At 52.7% G+C, this 6,403-nt stretch carries 4 protein-coding genes; 2 read left to right on the top strand and 2 right to left on the bottom strand.

Translation table 11 applies throughout. The annotated features are described in order from the left end of the window. The first annotated feature begins 232 nt into the window (after nucleotides 1-232). On the top strand, nucleotides 233-928 hold the full coding sequence (locus LQZ21_RS06040; protein WP_411043341.1) for a DUF554 domain-containing protein: 696 nt from the start codon (nucleotides 233-235) through the stop codon (nucleotides 926-928). Here the strand turns inward: LQZ21_RS06040 and LQZ21_RS06035 are convergent. Beyond that, nucleotides 876-2,162: an MFS transporter gene (locus LQZ21_RS06035; protein WP_411043340.1), complete on the bottom strand. Its 1,287-nt coding sequence runs from the start codon at nucleotides 2,160-2,162 to the stop codon at nucleotides 876-878. The two genes, LQZ21_RS06040 and LQZ21_RS06035, sit on opposite strands and share 53 nt — an antisense overlap. 200 nt (nucleotides 2,163-2,362) lie before the next feature. On the opposite strand from LQZ21_RS06035, the gene LQZ21_RS06030 reads away from it, so the two are divergent. Continuing rightward, nucleotides 2,363-4,540 (top strand): methyl-accepting chemotaxis protein, encoded by a 2,178-nt coding sequence (locus LQZ21_RS06030; RefSeq protein ID WP_411043339.1) that lies wholly within the window; start codon nucleotides 2,363-2,365, stop codon nucleotides 4,538-4,540. Between the two features lie 141 nt (nucleotides 4,541-4,681). Here the strand turns inward: LQZ21_RS06030 and LQZ21_RS06025 are convergent, their stop codons facing one another. After that, nucleotides 4,682-6,334 (bottom strand): putative manganese-dependent inorganic diphosphatase, encoded by a 1,653-nt coding sequence (locus tag LQZ21_RS06025; protein ID WP_411043338.1) that lies wholly within the window; start codon nucleotides 6,332-6,334, stop codon nucleotides 4,682-4,684. Nucleotides 6,335-6,403 lie beyond the last annotated feature (69 nt).

Raw genomic sequence — 6,403 nt, 5'->3', positions numbered from 1 at the left:
AAATAACTTGCCCAAAAGGGCAAGTTATTTCGTTATTGCGTAAGCAATTAGAATAAAATGCATCGCATTTTATTCTTGAACAGTTCCTAAGGGACATCCCGGGTAAAAGTAATTTTTTGCCCGGGTAACCCTGGAATATTCCCCCCGATTCCGGTATATTCGGTCTAAAAGCAGCAATATTTCCAAAACGAACCGGGTTTTGGGATTGGCCCAACATGCAAGGAGGCATCTGATGCTGGGACCGGTGGTGAATTTTTTGGTGATTGTGGTATGCGCCTTGGGGGGATGTTTTCTGGTTAAGGGTATCCCCGATCGCTTTGAGGATACCATTAAAAAGGCCATAGGGCTTTCGGTTGTCTATGTGGGGATCAAGGGAGCCCTGGACAGCGAGCGGATCCTGCTCCTCATCATGAGCATGGTGGGAGGGGCTGTCATCGGGGAAGGGATCAATATCGATAAGCTGATGAACCGCCTCGGCGCTTGGGCGGAGGGGAAGCTCGGTATGGAGGGAGGGACTTTTTCCAAGGGCTTTATCTCCGCCAGCATCCTCTTTTGTACCGGATCGATGGCCATTGTAGGGTCCATGCAAAGCGGACTTTTGGGAAACCATGAGACCCTCTTCGCCAAATCCATCCTGGACGGTTCCATGTCCATCGTATTTGGGGCCTCCCTGGGGATAGGGGTTGTTTTCTCCGCCATTCCGGTCCTGATCTACCAGGGGGGTATAGCCCTGGCTTCCATGGCCGTCAAGGGCCTGCTCTCGCCGGAAATTATCCGGGAGATGTCCGCCGTAGGGAACCTCCTGGTGGCGGCCATAGGGTTTAACTTCCTTACCTCCCGGGAAATCAGGGTGGCAAACCTTATTCCCGCGATTTTTATCCCCTGGGTATACCTGGGCCTTCGGGGTCTATGGCCTTTGCCGGCTTAATCGTCGCCGCATAGAGGGTGTTGAGCAGCCCCAGGAAGGCCGAAAGGGAAAAAAGCACCTCAATCCCCACCACCTTCCAGATCAGGCCCCCCAGGAGGGCAATGAGGATGCTGATCACATGGTTCACCGAGATCCCCGTGGAGAGGGTGGCGGTTATTTCTTCCTGGCTTCCGCTTATATCCTGGACATACACATTACTGGCCATGCTGGCCAGGGATATGATCGCGTCCAGCACATAATTAACGCAGACCACGATATAGGCGATATTTCTGGGGAAGATCCGGTGGGCAAAGCCGTAGAGTAAACAGACCACGATCAGGACCAGGGTATCGGTGACCATGATGAATTTATACCCCAGCCGGTCGATGAGTTTGCCCATAAAGGGACTGAACAGGGCGCTGAAGAGGGCACAGATGGCCAGGAGCAGGGCAATGACTGAAGTATCGGCGCCGTACTGGAGGATCAACACATAGGGGGCAAAGGTGATAAAGATCTGCTTCCGGGCGCCGTAAAAAACCTCCAGCATATAATATTTGACGAATTTTCTCGCAAAATAAAAACGCCGCCGGCTGGTTTTAAGGGAGGATTCCGTTAAAGCCAGGGAAATAAGGACCGCGGCGGTCATCAGGGCCGCGGCGGCCGCGAAGACAACCTTGAACTGAACCGTATCCTTCCGGTCAAACCCCAGCCGGGAAAAAACAAAAAAAGAAACGGTGACCAGCACGAACCCCGCGATATTCCCCGCCTGACTTAAGGCGCTGGTGATGCCCAGGGCGGCGCCGCCCTTGTTTTTTTGGGCCAGATCCAGGGACATGGTGGTCCGTACGGGCATGATGATATGTTCCCCGGTACTAAAAACCACCATGAAAAGGACCACGATGAATTTTCCCGTTCCGCTGCACAAAAGCCCGATAAGGCCCGCGGTCATGATGGCGATCCCTATCTTGAAAATCCGGCTTTCGGCAAACCGGTACATCCAGGCCAGGATAAAAACCACCAGGAGTCCCGGAATTTCCCGGAAAAATTCCACAATTCCCCGCTCAAAGGCGTTGATATGGACGATTTCCGCAAGATAGTTATCCTGGATACCCCGGTATAATCCATAGGCAATACCGGAAAAGCCCAATACGCTGAGGAACCGCGCCACCTTCGCATCGGGGCGGTATATTGTTTTAAAATCCCCGAGAAGTCCTGCGGCTTGTTTCTCCTGGGGTGACGGAGTGTGATTTTTCATACCAAACGGTGACTGACGTGGTTTTTCAGGCCGCCGTCTCATCCCCCCTACTATATCGGGACGGTCGATAAAATGCTAGCGCCGGGTAACGGTTACTTTGTGGTCAATATATTTGCTCTTTTCTTGTTGTATTTATCATTACTTTGGAGTATGCTAAATAAAGATAGAATGTGGTTTTTTTCAAAAATTGGGGGTATGTTATGAAATTACGGTTACGACTTACCTTGATCACGGCTATATTGCTTGTGGTAGCCGTGGCGGGAGTATCGATTATTTTACTCATGCGGGCGCGGGCTATGCAGACGGAAGCGGCTTTTTCCAATTTGGAGGAGCTTACCGGCAGGTACTCCATGACGATACAGAACCGGTATGAGAATTACCTGTCCGCCGCCAAGACCCTGGCGAACATTATGGATTCCTATAGGGGCGTTCCCGCCGAAGAGCGCCGGACCCGCTATGACAATACGATGTTGTCTATCATGGAATCCAATCCCAACTTTATGGGGATGTTTTCCATCTGGAAACCCAACGCCCTTGATGGTAATGACGCGGCCTTTGCCGGGGAACCAGGGACCGATTCCACAGGCCGGTATATGCCCTGGTATTCCCGCAGGACGGGGTCCCTGGAAAAGGAATCCCTGTCGGAATACGAGCATTACGACGATGTGGTTGCCAACATAGACAATCCCGATCCGGTCATAAGCCTCCCGTATAAAACTCAATATGCCGGGAAACCGATCCTTGGCGTCAGGCTTTGTTATCCCATCGTTACCGATCAGGGGATTGTAGGACGGGTGGGGATCACGGTGGACCTCACCCCTTCGTCCGAGGTCATCGCCCAGATAAAACCCTACGGCAACGGCCGGGCGGTGATGTATGCCACCGACGGAACCATCGCGGGCCATTATGATCCGGCCAGGGTAGGCGAAAATATAAGCGACGCCGATTCCCTGGCCGTACTTGGCCAGCAGGCGGTAAACGATACCCTGGAAACCCTGAAAACCGGAACACCGAATTCGGGACAGAACCACGGGCGTATCTTTGAAAGCTATCCCTTTTATGTGGGGGGGGTAAAAACCGCCTGGACGATTCTTACCTCGGTTCCGGAGGAAGACGTATTCGCGACGGTAAACCGGCTCACCCGAATCGCCATTATTATCATCGTGGTCGCCATCGTCATCGCCGGGGCAATCACCTTCATGGTCGCCGGTACCATCGCCAAGCCTATCGTCAATGTATCCCTTACCCTGAAGGATATTTCCGAAGGGGAGGGGGATCTGACTAAGACCATTGACGTCCACTCCAAGGACGAGATTGGGGATCTGGCAAAATACTTCAACATGACCCTGGAGAAGATCAAAAACCTGATAATCGTCATTAAACAGCAGGCGGTAGCCCTCTTTGACATTGGTAATGAACTGGCCAGTAATATGACGGAGACCGCCGCGGCGATCAACGAGATCACCAGCAATATCCAGAGTATCAAGGGCCAGGTGATCAACCAGAGTGCCTCCGTAACCGAGACCAATGCCACCATGGAGCAGATCACCGTTAACATCGACAAGCTCAACAGCAATGTTGAAAAGCAGAGCGAAAGCGTATCCAAATCCTCAAGCGCCATTGAGGAGATGATCGCCAATATCCAGTCCGTCACCACCACCCTGAACAAGAACACGGAAAGCGTAAAGGACCTGCTGGAATCTTCCGATGTGGGCCGCACGGGGCTTCAGGAAGTGGCCACCGACATCCAGGAGATCGCCCGGGAGTCCGAGGGGCTCTTGGAGATCAACGCGGTGATGGAGAACATCGCCAGCCAGACCAACCTCTTGTCCATGAATGCCGCCATTGAAGCGGCCCACGCCGGGGAGGCGGGGAAGGGCTTCGCCGTGGTGGCCGACGAGATCCGTAAATTGGCGGAATCCAGCGGGGAACAGTCCAAGACCATCAGCACGGTACTCAAGAAGATCAAAGATTCCATCGACAAGATCACCAAGTCCACGGATAACGTACTGAACAAGTTCGAGGCCATCGATAGCGGGGTCAAAACCGTTTCCGAGCAGACCGAGAATATCCGTAACGCCATGGAAGAGCAGAGTGTGGGGAGCCGGCAGATTCTGGAAGTAATCGGGCAGCTTAACGAGATTACCCAGATGGTAAAGGGCGGTTCCGATGAGATGCAGGAGGGGAGCCGGGAGGTCATCACCGAAGGGAAGAACCTGGAAATGGTAACCCAGGAGATCACCAATGGGATGAACGAGATGGCTACCGGCGCGGATCAGATCAATGTGGCGGTGACCAGGGTGAATGAGATCAGTACAAACAACAAGGAAAGCATTGACGTGCTGGTCAGAGAGGTAGGCCGCTTCAAGGTCGAGTAAACGCTGGTACCTTGAAAATACCTGGCCCGGTATACGGAGTTTAAGAAATTCATACGAAGGGAAAAACAAGGAGAAAACAGGTAAATTTTTTCTTGTTTTTCCCTTCTTTTATGTGCCCTAGGGGTTAAAATTTCTTCTCTTTTACCCCCCTGCCTTTTCCACCAGTTCCGTCAGGAGGGGTATAAGCTGTTTTTTCCGGGATACCACCTCTTTAAGCATATAGATCCCCCCCTCGGTGATGGGAAAGTTGATGTGGCTGGTAAAGGCTTTTTTTCCGGCCACAAAGAGCAGGGAATCGAGTACGGTCACATCGGTGACGAGGAGGGCGGAGAAAAGATGATCCTTCGCGGCCCGGACTTTTTCCAGGGCCGTGGTAATTTCGGCCTGCCGTTTCACCAGCACCACGGGATTATCGGTCTCGATCTGGCTGACCGAAAAAGTCATACCCCCTTCGGCGTATTCCTTCATGTCCAGTTTGATGAGTTCTTCCCCGGTCAGGGAATTGACCTGATTCGAGATGGTCTGTATATCATGCCCCAGGCCTTTAATGTCCAGGCCGGTAATTGAAGCAAGGTACTCGGCGGTCTCTATGTCCGTTTCTGTCGTAGTTGCCGACTGCAAAACCAGGGTATCGGCGATAATTCCGCAGAGCAAAATTGAAGCGATGCCCTTTTCCAGGGGGATCTTCTGTTCCCGGTACAGGTTGGTAATAATGGTACAGGTGGCTCCCACCACCCGGTTGATGAAGGTTATGGGGTACCGGGTGGAAAGGTTCCCCAGCCGGTGATGGTCGATCACCTCCAGGAGCTTGTAGTTTTCGATTCCCTCAATGGCCTGGCCCGACTCATTGTGATCCACCATGATCACTTCCACATTCGGCTCCTTGATAAGGTCCCCCTCAAAGATAACCCCCCGCACCTTGCCCTCATCGTCGGCCACGGGCAAACAGCGGGAAGGCATCTTGGTAAGGAGTTCCCGGAATTTCCACACCGGATCGTTCAGACGGATCAGGGGGACCGTATCGTCCCCCAGGGTACTGGTCGGCACGGAATAGATGATCAACATCGCGGTGGAGGAGGTATCAAAGGGACTTATCAGCACGGTTACTTTATTTTTCTCCGCCAGCTCCGTCAGTTCCCGGGAAAGGGTATTCCCGCCGGAGAGGATCAGCGCCCGGACTCCCACCTCAATGCAGCATTTCTGGATATCCCAGCGATCCCCCACAATGACCAGGGCGTTATCGGCGCCCTCCGCTTCCAGGTGGCTTTTGAAATGTGCCGTATAGGACGCGGCCACCACAATGGGGGATTTTCTCAGTTCCGCACCGTTAAAGAGGGTAACCGGCTGGGCATGAATGGTTGCCGCCAGGTGATCCAGGGTAAGGGGAAAGGAGGATTTTTTCCGGGGGTTGATATGGTTGATAATATAACGGCTAAACCCCTGGTAGTGGAGCATACTCCGGTAGACCCCGTTCCGGTCCACAATGGGAAGTACCTTGGAATTGTCCTTTTCCATCAGTTCCAGGGCTTCCCATACGCTGGCATCCTCCTTGACCGTTACCGCGTTCCCGGAAATATAGTACTTCGCCTTGGGGATCAGATCCGGCAGATACTCCGGAACCGGTACGTCGAAGCGTTCAAAGATATATTCCGTCTGGGGATTGATTTTTCCCGCTCGGGCGGCTATAACCCTGCTTTGCCCCTGGATTTGCTTGAGCCGGGCATAGGCGACGGCGGAAACCACCGAATCCGTATCCGGGTTCCGATGTCCTATTACATAAACGGTTTTTTCCATATTTGTACTATACCTGAGCCCTGATATTTTTTATAGGGTTTTTTTCTATAACGGGGCGGTTTCCCATGC

Source organism: Treponema sp. TIM-1 (assembly GCF_046533115.1).
Classification (GTDB): Bacteria; Spirochaetota; Spirochaetia; order Treponematales; family Breznakiellaceae; genus JAIRMO01.
Note: the sequence above shows the minus strand (reverse complement) of the source record. Positions and strands in the feature narration are given on the sequence as shown.